The organism is Rhizobium sp. BK060 (assembly GCF_014193145.1).
Taxonomy (GTDB): domain Bacteria; phylum Pseudomonadota; class Alphaproteobacteria; order Rhizobiales; family Rhizobiaceae; genus Rhizobium.
The window spans coordinates 18,869-39,298 of record NZ_JACHYW010000012.1 but is presented as its reverse complement, the minus strand read 5'-3'; the positions used below and the strand labels follow the sequence as shown (position 1 = coordinate 39,298).

21 protein-coding genes and 6 pseudogenes are annotated in these 20,430 nt (G+C 60.9%); 13 read left to right on the top strand and 14 right to left on the bottom strand.

Annotated elements, in window-relative coordinates; genetic code table 11:
* Positions 1-14 precede the first annotated feature (14 nt).
* The 4 genes and pseudogenes from FHT71_RS31675 to FHT71_RS14885 all read right to left on the bottom strand — a co-directional run.
* Positions 15-152 (bottom strand): annotated as a pseudogene (locus tag FHT71_RS31675) (IS6 family transposase); the annotation flags it as partial.
* Between the two features lie 169 nt (positions 153-321).
* Complete coding sequence (locus tag FHT71_RS14895) at positions 322-1,566, bottom strand: Zn-dependent hydrolase (protein WP_132590314.1); 1,245 nt, start codon at positions 1,564-1,566, stop codon at positions 322-324.
* A 10-nt stretch (positions 1,567-1,576) separates the two neighbouring features.
* A complete protein-coding gene (locus FHT71_RS14890; protein WP_132590316.1) occupies positions 1,577-2,221 on the bottom strand; it encodes a TenA family protein in 645 nt (214 codons plus the stop codon).
* 1 nt (position 2,222) lies between these two features.
* Positions 2,223-3,065: a BtpA/SgcQ family protein gene (locus tag FHT71_RS14885; protein WP_132590318.1), complete on the bottom strand. Its 843-nt coding sequence runs from the start codon at positions 3,063-3,065 to the stop codon at positions 2,223-2,225.
* A gap of 35 nt (positions 3,066-3,100) precedes the next feature.
* On the opposite strand from FHT71_RS14885, the gene FHT71_RS14880 reads away from it, so the two are divergent.
* Positions 3,101-4,000, top strand: coding sequence for a ribokinase (locus tag FHT71_RS14880; protein ID WP_183720764.1), 900 nt, complete (start codon positions 3,101-3,103; stop codon positions 3,998-4,000).
* A 24-nt stretch (positions 4,001-4,024) separates the two neighbouring features.
* On the opposite strand, the gene FHT71_RS14875 is transcribed toward FHT71_RS14880, so the two are convergent.
* Genes FHT71_RS14875 through FHT71_RS14850 form a run of 6 tightly spaced genes read right to left on the bottom strand, consistent with a single transcriptional unit; the run spans position 4,025 to position 9,722 of the window.
* Positions 4,025-4,795 (bottom strand): glutamine amidotransferase, encoded by a 771-nt coding sequence (locus tag FHT71_RS14875; RefSeq protein ID WP_132590322.1) that lies wholly within the window; start codon positions 4,793-4,795, stop codon positions 4,025-4,027.
* A 32-nt stretch (positions 4,796-4,827) separates the two neighbouring features.
* On the bottom strand, positions 4,828-5,895 hold the full coding sequence (locus tag FHT71_RS14870; RefSeq protein ID WP_132590324.1) for a phosphotriesterase: 1,068 nt from the start codon (positions 5,893-5,895) through the stop codon (positions 4,828-4,830).
* A 7-nt stretch (positions 5,896-5,902) separates the two neighbouring features.
* A complete protein-coding gene (locus FHT71_RS14865; RefSeq protein WP_132590326.1) occupies positions 5,903-6,904 on the bottom strand; it encodes an ABC transporter permease in 1,002 nt (333 codons plus the stop codon).
* On the bottom strand, positions 6,901-7,716 hold the full coding sequence (locus tag FHT71_RS14860) for an ATP-binding cassette domain-containing protein (protein ID WP_132590328.1): 816 nt from the start codon (positions 7,714-7,716) through the stop codon (positions 6,901-6,903). The genes FHT71_RS14865 and FHT71_RS14860 overlap by 4 nt, the downstream gene beginning before the upstream one ends.
* Positions 7,713-8,663 (bottom strand): substrate-binding domain-containing protein, encoded by a 951-nt coding sequence (locus tag FHT71_RS14855; RefSeq protein WP_132590330.1) that lies wholly within the window; start codon positions 8,661-8,663, stop codon positions 7,713-7,715. The genes FHT71_RS14860 and FHT71_RS14855 overlap by 4 nt, the downstream gene beginning before the upstream one ends.
* Before the next feature lie 36 nt (positions 8,664-8,699).
* Positions 8,700-9,722: a LacI family DNA-binding transcriptional regulator gene (locus FHT71_RS14850; protein ID WP_132590332.1), complete on the bottom strand. Its 1,023-nt coding sequence runs from the start codon at positions 9,720-9,722 to the stop codon at positions 8,700-8,702.
* 384 nt (positions 9,723-10,106) lie between these two features.
* On the opposite strand from FHT71_RS14850, the pseudogene FHT71_RS14845 reads away from it, so the two are divergent.
* From FHT71_RS14845 to FHT71_RS14830, 4 genes and pseudogenes are all read left to right on the top strand, one after another.
* Positions 10,107-10,334 (top strand): annotated as a pseudogene (locus FHT71_RS14845) (penicillin-binding protein 1C); the annotation flags it as partial.
* A gap of 69 nt (positions 10,335-10,403) precedes the next feature.
* Entirely contained in the window at positions 10,404-12,905 is a 2,502-nt protein-coding gene (locus FHT71_RS14840; protein ID WP_132590334.1) for a heavy metal translocating P-type ATPase, read from the top strand.
* A 9-nt stretch (positions 12,906-12,914) separates the two neighbouring features.
* Positions 12,915-13,310, top strand: coding sequence for a Cu(I)-responsive transcriptional regulator (gene cueR, locus FHT71_RS14835; protein WP_007799852.1), 396 nt, complete (start codon positions 12,915-12,917; stop codon positions 13,308-13,310).
* 63 nt (positions 13,311-13,373) lie between these two features.
* A pseudogene (locus FHT71_RS14830) lies at positions 13,374-13,667 on the top strand (sigma factor); the annotation flags it as partial.
* Between the two features lie 187 nt (positions 13,668-13,854).
* Here the strand turns inward: FHT71_RS14830 and FHT71_RS14825 are convergent.
* The 3 genes from FHT71_RS14825 to FHT71_RS14815 are packed head-to-tail and all read right to left on the bottom strand — an operon-like array spanning position 13,855 to position 15,221.
* Positions 13,855-14,493 carry an NrsF family protein gene (locus tag FHT71_RS14825; RefSeq protein WP_183720573.1) on the bottom strand — a complete coding sequence of 213 codons (639 nt, stop codon included), beginning with the start codon at positions 14,491-14,493 and terminating at the stop codon, positions 13,855-13,857.
* A gap of 1 nt (position 14,494) precedes the next feature.
* The gene (locus tag FHT71_RS14820; protein WP_183720570.1) at positions 14,495-15,031 is read right to left on the bottom strand and encodes a sigma-70 family RNA polymerase sigma factor; all 537 of its coding nucleotides are present in this window, start codon (positions 15,029-15,031) and stop codon (positions 14,495-14,497) included.
* A gap of 37 nt (positions 15,032-15,068) precedes the next feature.
* Positions 15,069-15,221: a hypothetical protein gene (locus FHT71_RS14815; protein WP_183720567.1), complete on the bottom strand. Its 153-nt coding sequence runs from the start codon at positions 15,219-15,221 to the stop codon at positions 15,069-15,071.
* On the opposite strand from FHT71_RS14815, the gene FHT71_RS14810 reads away from it, so the two are divergent.
* The 4 genes from FHT71_RS14810 to FHT71_RS14795 all read left to right on the top strand — a co-directional run bounded on the left by FHT71_RS14810 (position 15,220) and on the right by FHT71_RS14795 (position 17,726).
* Positions 15,220-15,507, top strand: a complete 288-nt coding sequence (locus tag FHT71_RS14810; protein ID WP_007799846.1) for a DUF2282 domain-containing protein — start codon at positions 15,220-15,222, stop codon at positions 15,505-15,507. The genes FHT71_RS14815 and FHT71_RS14810 overlap by 2 nt on opposite strands.
* A 64-nt stretch (positions 15,508-15,571) precedes the next feature.
* Entirely contained in the window at positions 15,572-16,453 is an 882-nt protein-coding gene (locus FHT71_RS14805; RefSeq protein WP_132590339.1) for a DUF692 domain-containing protein, read from the top strand.
* Positions 16,450-17,232, top strand: a complete 783-nt coding sequence (locus FHT71_RS14800) for a DNA-binding domain-containing protein (protein WP_183720564.1) — start codon at positions 16,450-16,452, stop codon at positions 17,230-17,232. The genes FHT71_RS14805 and FHT71_RS14800 overlap by 4 nt, the downstream gene beginning before the upstream one ends.
* Positions 17,229-17,726 (top strand): DoxX family protein, encoded by a 498-nt coding sequence (locus FHT71_RS14795; protein WP_132590341.1) that lies wholly within the window; start codon positions 17,229-17,231, stop codon positions 17,724-17,726. Before FHT71_RS14800 ends, FHT71_RS14795 begins: the two co-directional genes overlap by 4 nt.
* 113 nt (positions 17,727-17,839) lie before the next feature.
* On the opposite strand, the pseudogene FHT71_RS14790 reads toward FHT71_RS14795, so the two are convergent.
* A pseudogene (locus FHT71_RS14790) lies at positions 17,840-18,187 on the bottom strand (AhpC/TSA family protein); the annotation flags it as partial.
* Positions 18,188-18,314: 127 nt separating this feature from the next.
* Here FHT71_RS14790 and FHT71_RS32350 point away from each other — a divergent pair.
* The 4 genes and pseudogenes from FHT71_RS32350 to FHT71_RS14775 form a co-directional block, all read left to right on the top strand.
* A pseudogene (locus FHT71_RS32350) lies at positions 18,315-18,703 on the top strand (hypothetical protein).
* A 93-nt stretch (positions 18,704-18,796) separates the two neighbouring features.
* The gene (locus tag FHT71_RS31665; RefSeq protein ID WP_246718011.1) at positions 18,797-18,988 is read left to right on the top strand and encodes a hypothetical protein; all 192 of its coding nucleotides are present in this window, start codon (positions 18,797-18,799) and stop codon (positions 18,986-18,988) included.
* 48 nt (positions 18,989-19,036) lie between these two features.
* Positions 19,037-19,228, top strand: a complete 192-nt coding sequence (locus FHT71_RS31660; protein ID WP_348649306.1) for an RES family NAD+ phosphorylase — start codon at positions 19,037-19,039, stop codon at positions 19,226-19,228.
* Positions 19,229-19,726: 498 nt separating this feature from the next.
* A pseudogene (locus FHT71_RS14775) lies at positions 19,727-20,216 on the top strand (tyrosine-type recombinase/integrase); the annotation flags it as partial.
* Positions 20,217-20,430 lie beyond the last annotated feature (214 nt).

Sequence of the window (20,430 nt, the reverse complement as noted above, 5' to 3'; positions counted from 1 at the left end):
ATTTCTGCGGCTGCTTAGATCGTGGCAACGAGCGTTGCAAACTGTTTGGCGATCGGCAGGCTGGCAGTATGAGCGTCTTGCAGTTGGTGCTTGCGCAGCCTGTGGATCATCTCGACGCCAGACAATGTTGCTACCGCGGATCTGAAAGACTGAAGCCGAGCTGACCGTAAAGCGCTTAGTGCGGGAACCAACCCTCGGAGGCTCCCTTAGCACAGGCCGCGGCGCTCGGTATTCAGAATGTCGACGATCGCCATCATGGCCTCGACGTGATCTCGCGCGGCACATTCCGCTTCGTCCTCATCCCGGCACTCATCGTGATGTTCAAGCACTTGTCGGATTGGCGAGAAGCAACGTGGCTTGGGCCAGCACCACGCAGCCGGCGACGGCATGTTCAGGTTCGACATATTCCGCCTCGTTGTGGCTCAGTCCGTCCCGGCACGGAACGAAGATCATCGCCGCTGATGCGACACGATTGACGAACAAAGCATCGTGGAACGCGCCCGACAACATGCGAGTACTTTTGAAGTTTACCACCGCTGCGGCCTGTTCGATCACCTGCTGCAGATCCGTTGCGAAGGTGCAGGGCGCCATGTCGAACGATCGCGAAAAACCAACCGAACAACGCTGCCGGTCGGCCTCGTTCTCTATGGTCGATACAACCAGTTGCTCGAGTTCATCGAGGCGTTGAGGATCAGGATGGCGAATGTCGACCGTGCAGCGCGCCTCATCGGGGATAGCGTTCACCGAGCCGGGTTCGACCGCAATCCGTCCGATCGTGAAACGCGCATCCGGATCCGAAGGCATGGTCGTTTCATAGAGGCTCGAAAGCGCAGCGGCAAGCGCGTGCATAGGGTCGCGCCGATAGCTGAGCCCCGTCGTGCCGGCATGCGCGGTCTGGCCGGTCACAGTAACGTTCAACCAACGCGTGCCCTGAATACCGCTCACGACGCCGATCGGAATGTCGTTGGATGCAAGCGACGGCCCCTGTTCGATATGCACTTCGAGATAGGCATGGACCGGAAAACCGAGCGGAAGGATCTTTGCTTCCGGCAGACTTTCGATCGTCGCCGTCAGTTCGTCGGCAAATGATGCCCCCTCGGTCGCAACCTTCCCCTGCCATTCGGCCGGGATCTCGCCGGCGGCAAACGCCATGGAACCCATGCAGCCCGGCGCGAAGCGGCAACCTTCCTCATTGGTCCAGGCCACTGCGACGACCGGATGCTCGGTCTCAATACCGGCGTCCTCCAGGCTTTCCAGCACCTCGAAGGCCGACAGCGTGCCGAGTGCGCCGTCGAAGCGCCCGCCGGCCGGCTGGCTGTCGAGATGGCTGCCGATCACCAGCGGTGGTAGGGTTTCGTCGCGCCCGGCGCGGCGGATGAAGAGATTGGCCATGGGGTCCTGGAGGACCTCAAAACCTCTCGCCCATCCAAGCTCCGCCAGCAGCCGCCGTGCCCGACGATCTCCCAGGGTCAACGCCTGACGATTGACGCCGCCCTTCGGCGTGGCGCCGATCGCCGCGAATGCCTCGAGCCTGGCATTGAGGCGGTTGCCATCGATCTCGACCATGCTTTTTCCCTCAGAGGTAGGGCGCGTCGTGAAACGCGATTTCGAGGGCCTGCGCCCGGCCGAAGATGGCGCTCAGGCGCGACCGCTCTTCCGGGCCCATCGCCTCGCCCGCAGCGTCGAGCTCGGCCTTGAGCCAACGCGCCTGAGCGGCGAAATCCTCATGCGCATGAAGATCCACCCATTCCTTAAGCAGCGGGTCACTCATCTTGTGCTGGGCGGCCTCTTTCGACCAGGTCCAGTACATCCACTCGGCGGCGAACATCGCGGCCACCGTATCCAGATAGCCCCCATCGCGGGAGATCGCTAGCATGCCGTCGCGGAAGGCCGCAACCTCCGGAATGGACGTATCGCAGGCCGCCGGATCGATGCCGCGCTCGGCGAAAGTCTTTTCGAAATAGGCGACCTGCTGGTTGGCGAGCGCATCGAGCACGCCGCTCAGCCACCGTTTCTGGGCGATCGTTTCGGCCTTGGCCGCCGCAAAGGCGAAGATCGAGATCGCCGTATCGACGAACGCGCCCTCGAACACGAGGTAGCGTTCGAAGACGTCCTTCGGCAGTTTGTCGGCCTTGATGTTTTCGACGAAACGGTGCCCGACCATCGCATCGAAGACGCCCTTGTTCTCACGCAGGATCTGCTCGGAAAGCGTCTCGACCATCTCAGCCCTCCAACGCCGGACGGGCGACTTCGACGAAGGCCTTTACACGGGCGGGTTCGACCGGGTTCCACCAGACGCCGCCTTCCTTCAACGAGGACGCGACGATGACGCCATTGGTGCGCTTCAGGATCTCAACGATATTCTCGTTGGTAACACCGGAGCCGACGAGCAGCGGTAGATGGGTCGCCGCGCCGATCGTCTCTATCTCCTCGACGGTCGCCGGATTGCCGGTGCGCTGGCCGGTGGCGATCACCGCGTCGGCATCGAAGAAGGCAAGATCTCGGGTCAGCTCCTCGATCGTGCGGTCGGCAGTGATCGCATGCGCCCCATGCTTCACATGACTGTCCGCGAAGACCTTGATGTGCTCGGCACGCAGCAGCGACCGGTAACGCATCGCCTCTGCCGCCCGCCCCTCCATGAAACCCTCATTGGCGACGTAGGCATTGGCCCACTGATTGACGCGGATGAATTTCGCGCCACCTGCCATGGCGATAGCGAAAGCCGGAATAGGTGCGTTCGCCAGCACGTTGATACCGATCGGAATACCGGTCGCGCGGACGATGCGATCGGTAACGACGGACATGAAGGCGGAGGTTTCCGGCCCTATGTCCTCCGGCTTGGAGAAGGGAATGTCGCCGTGGTTCTCGACAATCAACCCGTGCATGCCACCGTCGATCAAAGCCTCGGCGTCACGCATGGCAGCGTCGTAGATCGTGTCCATCGCCGCACCGCGATAGCGGGGGGCGCCTGGGAAGGTGTGGCAATGGATCATCCCGATCAATGCCTTGTCACTGCCGAATATTTCCCTTATGGCGCTTGAATTGTTGTCCGATATCGTTTGCATTTTCATCCTTTCGAAGGCCAGCCATGTCTGCCCAAATACGTGCTCATGTCATCGGTAACGTCGCCGTCGACGAAACCATATCTGTGTCCACCATGCCGGAAGCGGGGGCTTCGATCCTCGGTCGCGAAGAAACCCGCGACCTTGGCGGCAAGGGCGCGAACCAGGCCGTGGTGATGGCCCGCTCCGGCCTTCCCACGACATTGGTCGCCGCCGTGGGCGAGGATTTCCGCGCCCAGACCATTCGCAATCAGCTGGCATCGGAACCGGTCGAGGCAAAGCTCCTTACCCTCGCAGGCCGCTCCAGCGACTTCTCCATCATCTTCACCACGCCGGATGGCGAAAACGCCATCGTTACCACCACCGATTCTGCCGGCTCGCTGACGCCAGATGAGTCGATCGCCGCGCTCGACACTGCCGCTTTCGGCGACCTCATCGTCCTGCAGGGCAATCTCAGCGAAGCGACTACCCGCGGCCTGCTCGCAGAAGCCAGACGCCGCGGCCTCGTCACCGCCTTCAACCCCTCTCCGCTCCAGCGCTACTTCAGCGATCTCTGGCCCCTGATCGACATCGCCTTCCTGAACCGAGGGGAAGCACAAAGCCTCACCGGATCATCGGACACGGCGGCGGCCGAACGGCTGTTACAATCCGGCGTGCGACACGTCGTACTGACGCTCGGCGGTGACGGTGCCCTGCTCGCAAGCCACGGAGCAGCCATAGCCACAATCCCGGCTGTCACCACCAGCGTTATCGATACGACGGGTGCAGGCGACACCTTCATGGCAGTGGCGCTAGCCTCTGCTGCATTGCGCGGCGTCGATCTCGACACCCGTGCCATTAGGCATGCCGCCGCTGCCGCCGCCCTCACCGTCAGCCGCCGCGGCACCCGGTCGGCCTTCCCGACCAGCGACGAATTGCAGGCGATCCTGGCGCGCTGAGGCACGCCAGAAGCCAACACTGCCTCAGCGCGACGCGCTTAGCCAACCGAGGATATTCTTCCAGAGGCGGCCATAACCTTCCCAATCGCAGAATGCGGGCGACAACCAATGCGGTCCGATGTCGGAGGTCCAGGCAGCGCTGCGGCCCTGGCCGAAACTGCCGGTGACGAGCAGCGGATGACCGCCTTGGTCCTCAGGCAGACGGGCGACAACCTCGACATCGGCGCGGTCGCGCACTTCCACCTCGTTGACGCCGAGCAACAGCGGCCATTCTCCACCCATGCCGGCCACGGTCGGATGGTCCGCCTTGGTGACGACAGCAGTGGCCCCTTCGGGGATTTCGACACGATCGTCATAGGGAAGGCAGGTCACCGGCAGCACGTCTTCGACGGCCGTACGGCGCCAGCGTGCCTTGCCGTCGATACCCTGAAAGGAGAAGTAGCCGCCGACCATCAGCAGGCCGCCGCCCTTTTCGACCCAGGCTTTGACCAACTTCAGGCGGTTCGGCACGGTCTTGGAATGCAGCCAGACTGCCGGCGGCAGCAACAGCGAATTCGCCCCGATATCCGAGAGGATAATGACGTCATAGGCGTCAAGACCTTCCATCTCGAAAGGGAATTTCTCCACTGCGTCATGGGCCGGCATGTAGGTGAGCTCGTATTCGCTGCCTTCCAGCGCCTTCACCAGCGGTTCGGCGCCAAGGTGAAACGTGACGCTGCCGAACTGGTCGAAACCTTTGTAATGAGTGGCGGAGCTGATCCAGCTCTCGCCGACGAGGAGGACTTTCTTGGTCATGTTCTTTCCATTTCTGTAAATTGCTCCGGCAGTCAGGGTCTGGCCTCGAATACCGATCTCGGATTGTCCCGCATGAGAATATCGAGCTGCGCGTTAGTGACCCCATGCCGCCTCAGTCGTGGCAGGAAGTGCTTGGGGATGTAGGCGTATCCGTTGCCACCGTACTTCGTCAGCATCATCTTCAGGAAGACGTCGTGGGAGAGCAGGATGCGATCGAGATGCCCGCGTTCGATCAGCTTGACGATCGCGCGCGCCGCCTCTTCGTCGCTCGGGCACTGCACCTGCTGATCGGCGTAGAAGAAATCCATTCCGATCATGTCGTATTCGAGGAAGGCGTCCCGGGCGGCAAGCTCGCCCTGATAGCCGAGGTCGTCATGCGAGGGGTTCATATGGCAAAGCACAGTATGGCGAAGCTCCGCTCCCTCCTCCTCCGCGATATCGAGCACCTTGTGACCGAGGCGTAACCAGCCGGGCAGATGAACCATCAACGGCAAGCCGGTGCGCATTTGGGCGCGTGCCGCCGCCCGCAGGGACTTCTTTTCCTGGTCGGTGAAATCCGACGACACGCCGATCTCGCCGATCAGCCCGACCTTGATGTCGGTGCCGTCGACGCCGACGGTCGCCTCTTGCACGATCTCGTCGGCGATCTCGTCGATCGTCATCCCGGCCACCTTGGCTGGATGCGAGGAGCCGAGATAATAGCCGGCACCCATGACGATGTTGAGCCCGCAGGCCTGCGAGATACGCTTCAGGGCACGTGGATCGCGGCCGATCCCCTGGCAGGTCGGCTCGACGACCGTGTGGCCGCCGTGCCTCGCGAAATCCTTAAGTTCCGTGATGGCGAGCGGTTCGTCATCGAGCGTGATGTTGTGCTTGTTGACAAAGGGATCCTGACGCAACTCGCTCAATATCTCGATGCAGACGAAGCTGTCGGCGAGGTACTGCCGCTCAGGCGTCTTCGGCGCATGCCACCAGCAACGGCAGTCGTTGAGAATGTGCTCGTGCATCAGGGTAAGGCCGAGATCGGGGGCGGCAATAGCCCCCGTCACAGTCATCACCTTGCCCGAACGGACGTGGGCTTCTGATAGATCCTGCGTCATGATCCCCTTACGCCTTCTTTCCGCCAAGACGGAAGTTGGTGGTGAAGATCCGGGTGTTGAGCCAGATCGCCACGAGAATGATCGCGCCCGTCACGATCTGCGTGAAGAAGGGCGAGATATGCATCAGGATCAACCCGTTGCCGATGACGGCGATGGTCAGCGTGCCGAGCACCGTTCCGAGAATGCTGCCACGACCGCCCATCAGCGACGTGCCGCCCAGAACCACGGCCGCGATGACCTGCAGTTCGAAACCGACCGCCGCATTGGACGAGCCAGACCCAAGGCGAGCCGCGATCAGAAGGCCTGCCAGCGCGCAGGCGATGCCAGACACCATATAGACAGATGCGACGATCCATTTCGCGGGCATGCCGACACGACGGGCGGCTTCGAGATTGGAGCCAACCGCAACGACCTGGCGACCGTATTTCGTATAGGCGATTACCGCATAACCTAGAACCGCAACGAAGACGGCGATAAGCGCTGGAACGGGAAGCCCCAGAAATTCGCCGCGCCCGAGCCAGAAGAAGCCGGGGACATCTTTGATGGGGATCGAATAACCCTGTGTCAGGTAGAGTGCGAAGCCGCGCAGGATCGAGAGGCCGGCAAGCGTCACGATGAAGGCCGGGATGCCCTGATACGCAACGAACCAGCCCTGCGCCATTCCCATGAGTGCGCCGAAGGCGACCATACCGACCGCCACGACCGGCCAAGGGTAGCCCATGGCGAGGATGATCGCCGCGACCGCATTGACAAGTGCCACCTGCGAACCGACCGACAGGTCGATGCCTCCGGTAATGATGACAAGCGTCATCGCCACCGCCACAACGAGGATCGGAGCTGCCTGTCGCACAACGTTGAGGACATTGCCGAGTGTCAGGAACGTGTCCGTGGTGAGGGAGAAAAACACGAGGCACGCGAGGAAGAACACGGTGATCGAAAGGACCTGCGCGTGTTCGGAAAAGAAGTCAGCGATCGGGGAACCGGCAGCACGTTCGGTATAGGCGGTCAATGCTTCTGCCCTCCAACGATCAACTGCACGAGGTCCTGCAGATCCGTCTTGCCGATGTCACGCTCGGCCACCTTGGTGCCTTCGTACATGACGGCGATACGATCACAGACGCGGAAGAGATCCTGCAGGCGGTGGGTGATCAGGATCACCGAAACGCCCTTGGCCTTGACCCGGTTGATCAGGTTGAGCACGGCCTCCACTTCAGCAACGGCCAGAGCGGATGTCGGTTCGTCCATGATAAGGACCTTCGGGTTGAAAGAGGCCGCACGTGCGATCGCAATCGCCTGACGCTGGCCACCCGAAAGTTTCTCAACTTTTGCGCCGAGCCTGGGAATGCGGATTTCGAGCGCATCCAGCATGGCGCGGGCCTCGGACAACATCCGAGAGCGATCCAGAAACGGTCCTTTGGTCAGCTCGCGACCAAGGAATAGATTACCGACGACGTCGACATGGTCGCAGAGACTCAGGTCCTGAAACACCATCTCGATATTGCGCTCGCGGGCGTCAGCCGGCCCGCTGAAACGGACATCCTGCCCCTCGATCGAGATCAAGCCATCATCCGGGAGATAGGTCCCGGAAATGATCTTGGTCAGCGTCGACTTACCAGCAGCGTTGTCGCCGACAAGGCCGAGGCATTCGCCCGGGTAGATGTCGAGATCGACGCCACGCAGCGCCTGATGCGAACCGAATGTCTTACGAATACCACGAAGCGAAATACGCGGCTGGCGAATTGCGCCCTCGCCGGATTGCCGGGGGAGATCTCTTCCCCCGGCCCCTGCGACAGCGGTTGAGTGCTGTCCTTTAGTAATCATTTGAAGACGGCCCGGTAGGGTTCAACGTTTTCCTTCGTTACGATGGTGATCGGCACGGAGATCGTCTTCTCGACGCTGCCACCGTCCGAAACTTTCTTCAATGCATCGACGGCTGCCGCACCCATGGCGGCCGGATCCTGCTGGATGACGGCGGTGACATAGCCCGCATCGATACCGGCAATCGCCTGGGCGGTGAGATCCCAGCCGAAGATCTTGACGTTGGACTGCTTGCCCTGGCTCTCGACAGCGGCGATTGCGCCCATGAGCGCCGGCTCGCCGGTGGCATAGACGGCCGTCATGTCGGGGTTGCCGGTAATCAGATTTTCGGCCGCGGCGAGAGCGTTGTCCTGGATATTCTGGCCATCGACGACGCCGGCGGTGGTAACGCCTTCGGCGTCCTTGACGGTCTTTTCAAAGCCTTCCTGACGGACGTTCTGGATGAAGGAATTCAGCGCGCCGACAACGCCGTACTTCACCTTGCCGCCCATGTCGCTCTTCACGTAATCAAGGAAGAACTTGCCCATGTCTGCGCCGGCCTTGGCATTGTCGACACCGATCTGCGCTTTTTGCGGACCTTCCGGCAAAATAGCGTCGATAGCGACGACCGGAATTCCCGCGGCAGCCGCCTGCTGTACGGCCGGCATGATCCCATTTACGTCGATCGCGACGACAGCAAGGCCGTCGACCTTCTGCTGGATATAGGTTTCGATCGCGCTGTTCTGGGCTGCCGGATCATTGTTGGCATTGAAGATCACGAGCTTCGCGCCTGCGGCATCGGCGGCCTTCTGGGCGCCTTCATTCATCTGGTTGAAGAATAGCGCCTGCTGGTTGATCTGCACAAGAGCGAAGGTCTTGTCAGCAGCGTGGGCCATGGAGCCGAAGGTAATGCCCGCAAGGGCGGTTGCGGCTAGCGCTGTGGTCAACATCCTGCGTTTCAGAATAGTCATGTGTTCGTCCTCTGGTTTGGTTCATGGTCGTTGCTTTTATGGTTTCGACGGCGGTGCAACGGAATCCCGCACGACGATTTCGACCGGCAGCAGTTCTTCGCAAGCGAGGCTTTCCGGATCCTGCCAGTTTGTTTCCAGGAGTATTGCCAGCGCCCGCGCGCCGAGTGCCCGGACGGGCTGTCGTATCGCGGTCAGCGGCGGTGAGAAAAGGTGGAGCGGCCCGACGTCGTCGAAACCGACGAGCGAGATTTCACCCGGGACAGAGACGCCTTCAGCGCGCAGGACATCAATGAGGCCGATTGCGATCTCATCGGAGCTGGCAAAGATTGCCGTAGCCGGCATTCCTTCATCAATGAACCGGCGCGCGGCCTGTCGGCCAAACTCAACCGTATAATTGCCCTCATATCGCAACACCTCGAACGGCTCGCCCCGCTCCCTCAGCGCGCGCTCAAGCCCCTCTGAACGACGGAGGGTACTGATCATCGCCTGAGGGCCACCGATATAGACGACCCGCCTGTGACCGTGATCCGCAAGATGACGCCCCGCAAGGTAGCCACCCATCTCGTTGTCTGAGAACAGCTTAGGCACCACCGCGTTCGGCACGTCTTCATCGACAATGACGACCTTTCCCGTCTGGTTGATTAGGGACGCGAGTTCGCCGTTGTCGGGATGGTTCGTTATGAAGAGAAGGCCGTCGACATGGTTACGGCCAAGCGCCGTCACGTAGGAAATCTCGCGGCCAGGGCGGTTAAGGGTCGCATGAAGCGACAGCGCGAGACCACGCTTGTCTGCCTCTTCTTCAACCGCGGAGACAAGCGTTGCGAAGAAGGGATTGGCGATGTCCGGGACGACGAGACCGATCGTGTCCGAACGACCTCGGCTTAGACGGCGAGCATGAGGGTTAGGCTCGTATTTGAGAGCCTGGATCGCACTGTCGATGCGTTGCTTTGTTTCGGGCGGAAGTTGGAGCGATCCGTTGAGCAGGCGCGAGACGGTCGCCACCGATACGCCAGCTGCATCGGCGACGTCCTTTAGACTAGTGGCACGCCTGTTAGACATGATGTCTCTCTAGCCCAATCGTTATGGCCCATCGTTAGTAAAGCGTTTTACTAAACCGCTTTACAATGCCACGCATCGACGAGCTGTCAAGCTGAAAAGCAAGGAATTAACGGCGGAACGCTCAGCAAACCTGGAAGTAACGGGTATCCATCTCCCCCAATGGTGTGTCTGGCTACATCGGCATCACAATGGGGCGTGCTGACCGAAGGCACATCAGCTATCGCGCTTGGCGCCCGTGGTCGAGAGCACATTGAACCATGCTTTCGCAAAGCCCCAGTCAGATCTGCTTTCAGGGCTTGTCGACCAAAAGAGGAGCGTTCAACGGTTTTGGCTTGTCAGGGCCGCGCTAGTTGCTGCTTTTCGAGCAGTAGCGTCAACGAGCGGCCAGGCAAGATCGACGGTGAAGCCCCGCCGGACCCGGTGGCCGTCTGGAACGTCGCCGATATACTCTCCGGTGTCATGCCGCCGCCCGGCGCTCCGAAACGGGGGATCGCTACCAGACCTGCACAAGCTACGGCTATCGCGATGCCTGGTCCGTCGGCTACGATGGACGCTATGTTCTCGTGTGTCTGGGTCGCTCGCCCTGATAATGGCGCCGTGCCGGATCTTTCCGCTTGACCTTCCAGTTGCTGGAAGGTTCATAAGGTTGTCCACTGCCCTATTGGGGCAAAGGAGAACAGCATGGACGGCACGCAGAACCATCCCCACCACGATCATCACGGTCACAATCTTGATCATGCAGGCACTGACGCAGTTGTTCGCGATCCCGTCTGCGGGATGACGGTCGATCCCACGGCTGGCAAACCCTCGCTTCAGTACGGCGGGCTGACCTACCATTTCTGCTCGGATGGCTGCCGGCGAAAGTTCGAGGCAATGCCACGGGACTACCTGACCGCGAAGGATCCTGTCTGCGGAATGACCGTCGACCGCGCCAGTGCAAAGCATATGCTGAAGCATGAGGGCGAAAAGCTCTACTTCTGCTCGGCCGGTTGCAAGGCGAAGTTCGAAGCAGACCCCAGCGTTTATCGAAGCGGCAAGAAACCCGCCGAGAAGCCGATGCCGAAAGGCACACTCTATACCTGCCCGATGCATCCCGAAGTCGTCAGCGATCATCCGGGCGACTGCCCGAAATGCGGCATGGCGCTGGAACCGATGGGTGTTCCACCGGCTGATGAAGGCCCGAATCCGGAATTGGTGGATTTCACCCGCCGCCTCTGGGTGAGCGGCACACTCTCGATCCCGCTGCTTGCAATCAGCATGGGACCGATGATCGGTCTGCCGCTACGCGACTGGATCGGCGAACCAGAGGCGACGTGGATCGAACTTCTTCTTGCCACGCCGGTCGTTCTTTGGGCCGCGCTGCCGTTCTTCCGACGGGCACGGGCTTCGCTCGTCAATCGTAGCCCCAATATGTGGACGCTGATCGGGCTCGGCGTTGGAACGGCCTACGTCTATAGCGTCGTTGCGGCGATCGCACCCAGCATCTTCCCGCATACCTTGCGCGGTCATGGAGACACCGTTCCCGTCTATTTCGAAGCGGCTGCCGTTATTGTGGCTCTGGTCTTTGTCGGCCAGGTTCTGGAATTGAAGGCCCGCGAGAAGACTGGTTCGGCGATACGCGCATTGCTTGATCTTGCACCGAAGACGGCGCGACGCATCAATGCGGACGGCTCCGAAATCGACGTCGCTGTCGATGAAATACAAGTCGGAGATCGTGTCCGTGTTCGCCCGGGCGAGCGTATTCCGATCGACGGTTCCGTCACCGAAGGGCAGTCGACCCTCGACGAAGCCATGATAACAGGCGAACCGATCCCGGTCGAAAAACAGAAGGGTGATGCGGTCACCGGCGGCACGATCAACAAGAACGGAACGCTCGTGATGATCGCCGAGAAGGTCGGTGCCGACACGACGTTGTCGCGCATCGTCGACCTGGTCGCAAAAGCCCAGCGTTCGCGTGCGCCCATTCAGGGAGCGGTCGATCGCGTTTCCGCCATCTTCGTTCCCGCTGTTGTCGCCGCAGCTATCATCGCTTTCATCGTCTGGAGCCTTGTCGGCCCCGAGCCCCGCATGGCACATGCGTTGCTCGCCGCCGTTGCTGTTTTGATCATCGCCTGCCCCTGCGCACTCGGCCTGGCGACACCCATGTCGATCATGATCGCGACGGGCCGCGGCGCTCAGGAAGGCGTTCTGATCAAGGACGCGGAAGCGCTTGAACGCTTCGCACGCGTCGACACCCTGATCGTCGACAAGACAGGCACCCTGACGGAAGGAAAGCCGAGACTTACGGATGTCGTTTCCCTTGGCGGCGTCGCGGAAACTCGCCTCCTGAAGCTCGCTGCCAGCCTTGAGCGTGGATCCGAGCACCCGCTGGCCGAGGCCATTGTATCCGGCGCGCAGGAGCGCGGGATCGATCTGAGCGACGTCACCGGCTTTGAAGCAAGAACCGGCAAGGGTGTGGTGGGCAAAGCCGACCGGACCATTGTCGCGCTTGGCAATGCCGCAATGATGCACGATCTCGGTGTCGACGTTACACCTCTTGCCGAACAGGTTCGGTCGTTCCGGGATGAGGGCAAAACCGTGATGTTCCTGGTCGTCGATGAAAGGCTCGCCGGCTTCGTGGCGGTTGCCGACCGGATTAAGCCGACCACGGCAGCTGCAATCAGGGCGCTGCACGAGAACGGCCTGACCATCATCATGGCCACAGGCGACAATGAACGCACCGCGCGCGCCGTGGCAAAAAGCCTTGGCATCGACGAGGTACGCGCCGACATCCTGCCCGAAGGCAAGAAGGCTTTGGTCGACGAACTGCAAGCTAAGGGTGCAGTCGTCGCCATGGCAGGCGATGGCGTCAACGATGCGCCTGCGCTCGCCGCGGCCGACGTAGGTATCGCGATGGGCACCGGTGCTGATGTTGCAATGGAAAGCGCCGGCCTGACACTCGTCAAGGGCGATCTGAATGGGATCGTTCGTGCAAGGCGGCTCGCGATGGCCGCCATGCGCAACATCCGCCAGAACCTCGGCTTTGCTTTCGGTTACAACGCACTTGGCGTACCGCTGGCAGCGGGTGCGCTCTATCCTGTGTTCGGATTGCTGCTGTCGCCGATGATCGCTGCTGCCGCCATGAGCCTGTCGTCTGTGTCGGTCATCGGCAATGCGCTACGACTGCGGCTCGTCAAGCTATAGGAGATCGCCGTGAATATAGGGCAAGCATCGGAACGCTCCGGATTGGCGCCGAAAACGATCCGCTACTATGAGGATATCGGCTTGATCCGCCCCGACCGGGGCGGAAACGGCTATCGCGACTATGCCGAGAGTGACGTCCACAAGCTGCACTTCTTGCAGAGATCGCGCGGCCTCGGCTTTTCCGTGGAAGAATGTCGTCAGCTGCTGGCACTCTACGAAGACAAGAGCCGGGCGAGTGCGGATGTAAAGGAACTGACGCAGGCGAAGTTGACGGAAATCGATCGCAAGATCCGGGAACTCACGGGGCTGCGCCGGACGTTGGAACATCTGGTCCACGCATGCCATGGCAACGACAGACCGGATTGCCCGATCCTTGAGGAACTGTCGGACGGTCGGCCCGGGTAGCTCCGGTCAACTCGATACGGTTTTGCACGAGCGTTGTCGGCTTCCGCGAGCCGTCTATCACTGATTCTTGTTCGAAATTTTCTCGACGGCTGGAATAATACGTCGCTCGCATCCGGCCCATTCGATGTCATCGGCCAGCTTGCAGCGCTTCGGTGCTATACGCGCTCGCTCGTGCGCAATTCGGATGATGCGGAAGATCTCGTTCACGATGACGCGCTGCTGCGGGCCTACGAAAAGAAGCAGAGTTTCCGCCGTGGTAGTGACCTGCGGACCTGGCTGCCATCGATCATGTACAATGCTCACATCGATCGCATCCGCCAAGATCGCTCTTTGGCACGTCGGCACGAGGAAGCCGCTGCCGCGCGAGCTGTCGTTCGAGAGCGGCTGGCTCGGTCGCGCCGCCTCTTCCCGTCTTTGGAACATACAAAACAGCATGACGAGAACGAAGGCTCAGCAAAGTCACGCGCCAAACTGGCCCTATTGCAACACTTCGGTGGCGGTAAAGGGAGGAGGAACGCTTGCGTTCCCTCCCGTTGGGGAGACTTCACCAGCGCGCAACACGGCGGCCGAGGATTGTGCCGAGCACCACAAGCCCCGCGATCGCTATTGAGTACCAGGTCGCGACGAACAGAGGCGAATCGTCGGTGCAGTGGGCCGCGTAAAAGGTTGCGGCGATGCCACCGGCAAGCAAACCAGCGACGGCGCCTGCCGGACCGGGGCGCGTCGGCGCGCCGTGACGCAGTGCCACGAGAAAAATGGCCAGCGGACCGAGACCGATCAATGGGATGAAAGTCAGGCAGACATAGACGTTGCTGCCCCACCAGACTGTAAGCAACTGATCAGTGGGCACGACGAACAGCTCGGCCACGACCGCGGCGCCGAGAAGGACCGGTGTCAGAACGAGCCAATACGCGACACCTCTGACGTTTGAACCGGGTCGAGACAACACCCGCAAGAGCCCAAAGGCGACGACGGTGAGCGTGAGGGTGACGATGAATTTTAACAGGAAGCGGAGCGTATGGGCGGCCGCCGCGAAGTCCGGGCGCGGACCGATCAGCACGAAGAACGCGACCGCCGCAACGATCGTCGCAGCCGCGATCGCCACCCACCACGCATGGCCAAGCGGCATCGCCTGCTTTGCTGCATCTGCCTTCAGGGCATTGATGAGGTCGTTGGTCTGCATTTCAGCTCCGTCCAAACTTTCTCGCGATCGATCGCAAACCCCGGTGCAGCGCCACGCGCACCGCCGTCTCGGTCATACCGAACTTCTCGGCTGTCTCGCCGATCGAGCGCCCCTCGACCGAAATCGCGGCCACGACCGAACGCTGGCCTGGCGCCAACCCATCCAGCGCACGGCCGATCTCGCGGTCGCTCACCGTCTCGGCCTCCGGCTGGGCGATCGTCTCGGCGATGTCACCGATCTCGATCTCGACGCGGCGGCCACGCTTGCGAAAGGCGTCGATCAGCTTGAAGCGCGCGATCGCATAAATCCAGGGCAGGACAGGCGCGTGGCTGATCCATGTATGGCGCTTCATATGAATTGCCAGAAGCGTTTCCTGCACAATGTCCTCGGGATCGACGCCGCCCTGCACAATCTTCCGGCGCGCGAAGCCGCGCACGATGGCAGCGGTGCGTCCCAGAAATGCCGCATACGCCCCTTCGTCCCCTGCGATCGCAGCGCGCAGCAACGTGGCAAGTTCTTTTTCGGCGTCGCCGTTCAACCCTTGTCTCTCCAATACGCGCGTTGAGGCCGCTTTGTTACGCGCCGCCCGAAATAATGTCCAACCAAGCCGCCCCGTCGATCACGAATTCGTGTTTGTTGCCATGCGTAACAGAAGTCTTCGCCAGACCGAAGGGAGGATTACGCGGCCGATGATCGGCACGCGTAACTTCCAAGAGGAGATCATCCATGAACCGTTCCACGCTCACACTTACCCTCGCCGGCTCGCTCGCCACCGCTCTTGCATCGGTTGCCTTCGCCGCACCGTTGCCGGCTGAGAAAATGGTCGGCAACGAGAAATGCTATGGCATCGCGCTCAAGGGTCAGAACGACTGCGCCGCCGGCGCCGGCACGACCTGCGCGGGCACCTCGACGACGGACTATCAGGGCAACTCCTGGAAGGCTGTCCCTATCGGTACCTGCACGACCATGAACGTCAATGGCCACATGGGCAAGCTGGAGCCGATCAAGGGCTGACTGTCAGGCGGGGCCCGGCTGCACGGGCCCCGCCGGTTGTCTGACAAATCCGGGGAGAACCGCGATGTCCGCTTCAAAAATCCCAACTACCGCCCTGCCCGCGCGTGCCGGCCTTAGCCTCAAGCCCGAGCACTACGAGACCATTCTGGCCAATCGGCCGGATGTCGGCTTCTTTGAGGTGCATGCCGAGAATTACATGGGCGCGGGTGGGCCGCCGCATCGCTACCTGGAAGCCATCACGGAATTCTATCCACTTTCGCTGCATGGCGTCGGCTTGTCGATCGGCGCGGCGCGCGGGCTCGACAAAACGCATCTGAAGCGGCTGCGCAGCCTGATCGATCGCTACCGGCCGCAGAGCTTCTCCGAACATCTGGCTTGGTCGACCCACGACACGGGCTTTCTCAACGACTTGCTGCCGCTTCCCTATACACCGGAAACCCTGGCGCGCGTCATTGACCATATCGACGAAACGCAGCAGGCGCTCGGGCGACCGCTGCTGCTCGAAAACCCCTCGACCTACGTGCTGTTTACCGACAGCACGATCGATGAGGTGGACTTTCTCGCGACGATTGCGGAGCGGACCGCCTGCGGCCTTCTGCTCGACGTCAACAACGTAATGGTCTCGGCAGTGAACCACCGGCTCGATGCCACCACGTATATCGACCGTTTCCCGGTCGAGTTGGTCGGCGAGATCCACCTTGCCGGTTACGACGAAACCATCGATGACGCCGGCGACCGGTTGTTGATCGATGCGCATGGTACGGCGGTGAAGAGTGACGTGGTGGCGCTCTACGAACACACACTTGCGCGCAGCGGACCGTTACCGACGTTGATTGAATGGGACAACGACGTCCCGGACTTCGCCACCTTGCATGCGGAGGCGGCACGCGCCGATGCGATGCTCGCCGCCGAAGCGCTCCGCCGCGACCAGATTCGGGCGGCATGACCATGGGATTCGCTGTCAGCCAGAGCGCCTTCGCTGCCGCGTTGCTTAACGCCGACCGACCAGTGCCGGACGGCATTACCACCGCACGCGGCGAAGCCGACACAGCGCGGTTTGCCATCTACCGCAACAATGTCTTCGTCGGGCTGACAAAGGCACTGGCGCAGCACTTTCCGGTGACCGAGCGGCTCGTTGGAACGGAATTCTTCGTGGCAATGGCGCGGGCCTATGCTCAGGATCACAAACCGGCTTCACCGTTGATGATCGAATATGGCGGCGACTTTCCGGATTTCATTGCAAGCTTCCAGCCGGCGAGGGAGCTTGCCTATCTGCCGGATATCGCCCTGATCGAGGCCGCCTGGATGCGAAGTTACCACGCGTCGGACGCCGTGCCGATCAATCTTGCGGTACTCGCAGCTGTGGCGCCCGAAATGCTTGCGGACTTGCGGCTCGTCCCGCACCCTTCGGCGGCCTTGATCCGGTCGGAATACCCCATCGGCTCGATCTGGGGCGCGCATCAGCAGGAGATGGTAACACCGGTCGCCGACTGGCGGCCGCAGGCTGTCCTGGTCGCACGGCCGGAGATGACGGTCGAAGTTCATATCCTGCCGCCGCAGGACGTCATCTTTGCAAACTCCTTGTTCGACCATGCCACCCTTGGCGAGGCGGCAGAGGCGGCATTTGCCTCTGGCCTCCAATTCGATTTCGGGGCGGCGCTGGCTGGTCTTGCAAGTCTCGGCGCTTTCAGCGCCCTCCAACAGGATGAAGGAAACGTCCCATGAAGACCGAAGCCGCACCCTCCCACGGCCTTGGCGCAGCCCTTACCGCCCTGATCATACGCGCCGATGGACTGCTCGCCTCCGTTCCCCGGTCGTTGGCGCTGCTCGCGCTGCGTTTTGCGCTCGCTGTTCCCTTCTTCAAGTCGGGATTGACGAAATGGGACGGGTTCCTAACGCTTTCGCAGGGCGCAAGATATCTTTTCGAGCAGGAGTTCAAACTCCATATCTTCGGCAGCGAAATTCCTTACCCGTTTCCACTGGCGATGGCGACGGCAGCCGGGATTACGGAACTGATCCTGCCGATTTTGTTGATCCTTGGCTTGGCGACGCGCTTCGCAGCCCTCGGCTTGCTGCTGATGACCGCGGTTATTCAACTCACCATTCCGGACGGTTGGGCGAACTTCCATTTGCCCTGGGCGGCGATGGCGCTGGCGCTGGTTGTGTTCGGTAGCGGCAGGATCGCGATTGATCCGCTTGTCATGCCACGCCTCAAATGACCTGCGCTCGCAACTTGTTCGGGTTCACCGCCCACCTGGCGGCCATGCTGAGTGAGCGATCGGCTACGCGATGAGCGCTTTGCCGATGGGGTCGAATGCCCGACAAGACTTGTTCACACGGCGCCCGCGTATTCGCCTCTCGCCGGATAGTCGTTTTTGATGATGAAGTCCAAGGCTTGCACCATTTCACTGGAATTGGGCCGGACAAACGGCATCGATTGCACTAAGAGATAGTAGATCGTTTGGTCGGGCTTGACCAAAAACACGCCAGGCTCTGAGAACAGTGGAGGCTCCTCGATGCCGATCGATGTCTTTCCGCGCGACGTCGAAATATGAAGACCCCATTCGCGGGCCTTGCTCAATTGCAAACCGTAGCCGACCCGCAGGCTATTTGCGGCGATCTTTTCCGCCATCTGCCGCGCCCGTGCTTCCCCGTTCGAACTGATGGCGATCGTCATGACGCTGCCAATCTCGTCGTTACCGGTTCGGGCAGTAGCAACTCGCTGTGATAATCGTCGAGGAGAAGGCACTACTCGTCAAAAAACTTGATGTGCATATACTGTGCTTTGAAGTGAGCGGAGATTAGATATGGCACAGGCTCAGATAGCACATCCTTACGCAGTCGTTTCCGGGTTTGTCGATAGCCTTCAGGAGCCGCGGACACCTTATATTTCGCGTCGCGCCTGTCGAAGGCGCTCGGCGTCAAGGTGGCCAACCTTGCGGAGTTGACCGGCGTTCATCGCAATACCTTGCGCAATCCATCCTCCGAGCGCTTGCAGGGCAGGATGCGGGAAATGATCAAAGCAATCTCGGCTGCAGCCGAGCTGAGCGGCGATCTTCAGAAGGCAATCTATTGGTATCGAAACGAACCGATTGCTGACTACGGACATCGCACAGCCGCAGAGCTTGTTGCGGACGGTGAGATCGAGGCTGTGTTAGCGTATATCCGGGACCTGGAGAATGGAGCGCGCGGGTGAAGATCACCCGTATTGGCCCAAACGCGGTCATTCATCGCTACCTGACACCGAAATGGGCATTTCTTCCGACCAGCGGAGCCGGCGCCGCCATTGATGGCGGCCGCTTCAATCGCCCCGGCGTGGGAGGCTCTCTATCTTTCCCTGGCACCCCAGACCGCGCTCGAGGAATATCGACAGGGCGCGAGCATCACACCGCCGGCTACGCTTGCCGCGTACAAGATCACGCTTGACGAGGTCGCCGACCTTTCGGAAGGCTTCGATCGGCTTCAATGGGATGTCGCTTGAGCTCGATGGGACTGTGCATGGCGAAAGATCGCTCGGATCGACAAGAAGGTGCCTCCGTCGTGGAAGCTGGCTGACGAGGTCATTTCGGCCGGCTGTCGGGGGCTTCTTTTTCCATCACTCCGGCACGCCGGCGGAACCAACCTGGTAATTTTTCCGGCCAATCTCGCTGCTGGCGATGAAGTAAGTGTACACGATCCAGACAACCGATTGCCGCGCGATCAGTCGTCTTGGCCGCACTAGCAACGACTCTCCAACACCTCACATCTATCGCGGATATCGGCCGGTTTCGGGGCAGGGGAATGAAGCGCATCCATGACGAGTGGATGCGTAATCTTGCCGCCGACACACATGAATTGCCCATACAGCGCCTGATAGCCACGCGTGACAGGATGAGGGCCGTCCTGCCGGAGGCAGACGTGGCGAACTATCGCCCTTGATCGCAGACCTTAAACTACCAGACTTGGACGATCGGCATGTCCTCGCAGCCGCCATCGCCGGGAAAAGCCTCCATCATCGTCACCTGGAACCTCAAGGATTTTCCGGCACCAGACCTCCTCCACTACGGCGTGACCAGGCAATCTCCGGATGATTTCCTGGTCGACCTGCGCGTTGCGTTTCCCGACGCACTCATCTCCAGCGTTAAGCGTGCGCGGTTTAATCTGCGCAAGACAAGGCCATCGGTCCGGCAGGTCGCGCAACGTTTCCATGCCGAAAGCAGAGAGAAAGTGCTTCGTCGTCATGCGCCGCTCGGAAATCACTGGCTTGGACCTCGGCCGCGACCAGACGGACGACGGACGCGGCTGGATCGAAATCTTTGACAACGGCCTACTCGTCACCCTGCGCGGCAAGACTGGCTGGCGCGAGGTGGAGATCGGCCGCGGCTCGTCCGACGCCACCTGCCCGGTTGCGACCGCCGAAACCTGGATCAAGTTTGCCAAACTCGCCAGAGGTCCCCTCTTCCGTCGTGTGACCGGCCAGGGCAAAAATGTCGCCCCGGACCGCCTCAATGACCAGGAAGTGGCCCGCCTCGTCAAGAAGACGGGGTCGCCGCCGGCATACGCGGTGATCTTCCCGATATCGAACGGGGACTGAAGTTTTCAGGCCACTCGCTGTGCGCCGGCCTCGCCTCGTCGGCCGAAGTCGACGAGAGCGCTACGTCCGGAAGCAGCTCGGACATGCCTCCGCCGAAATGACCCGCCGTTACCAGCGGAGTGAACCTGCTCCTTAATTAGAACTGGTGCGCTGATAACCGACCTGGGCGTTCTGGTCGGGAGAGGAGAATGAAGCAAACTATTTGCGGAAGCGGCGGTAAGCATAATGCCAAAGCGTTGCATGATCTCATGTTGAACATGTCCGGCGCTCCACGCCACGTATCCACGCGTGCGCCCGCGGATACGCGGATAGTGGTAAGCCAATTGGCGATCTCGTGTTCCTGGGCCTTG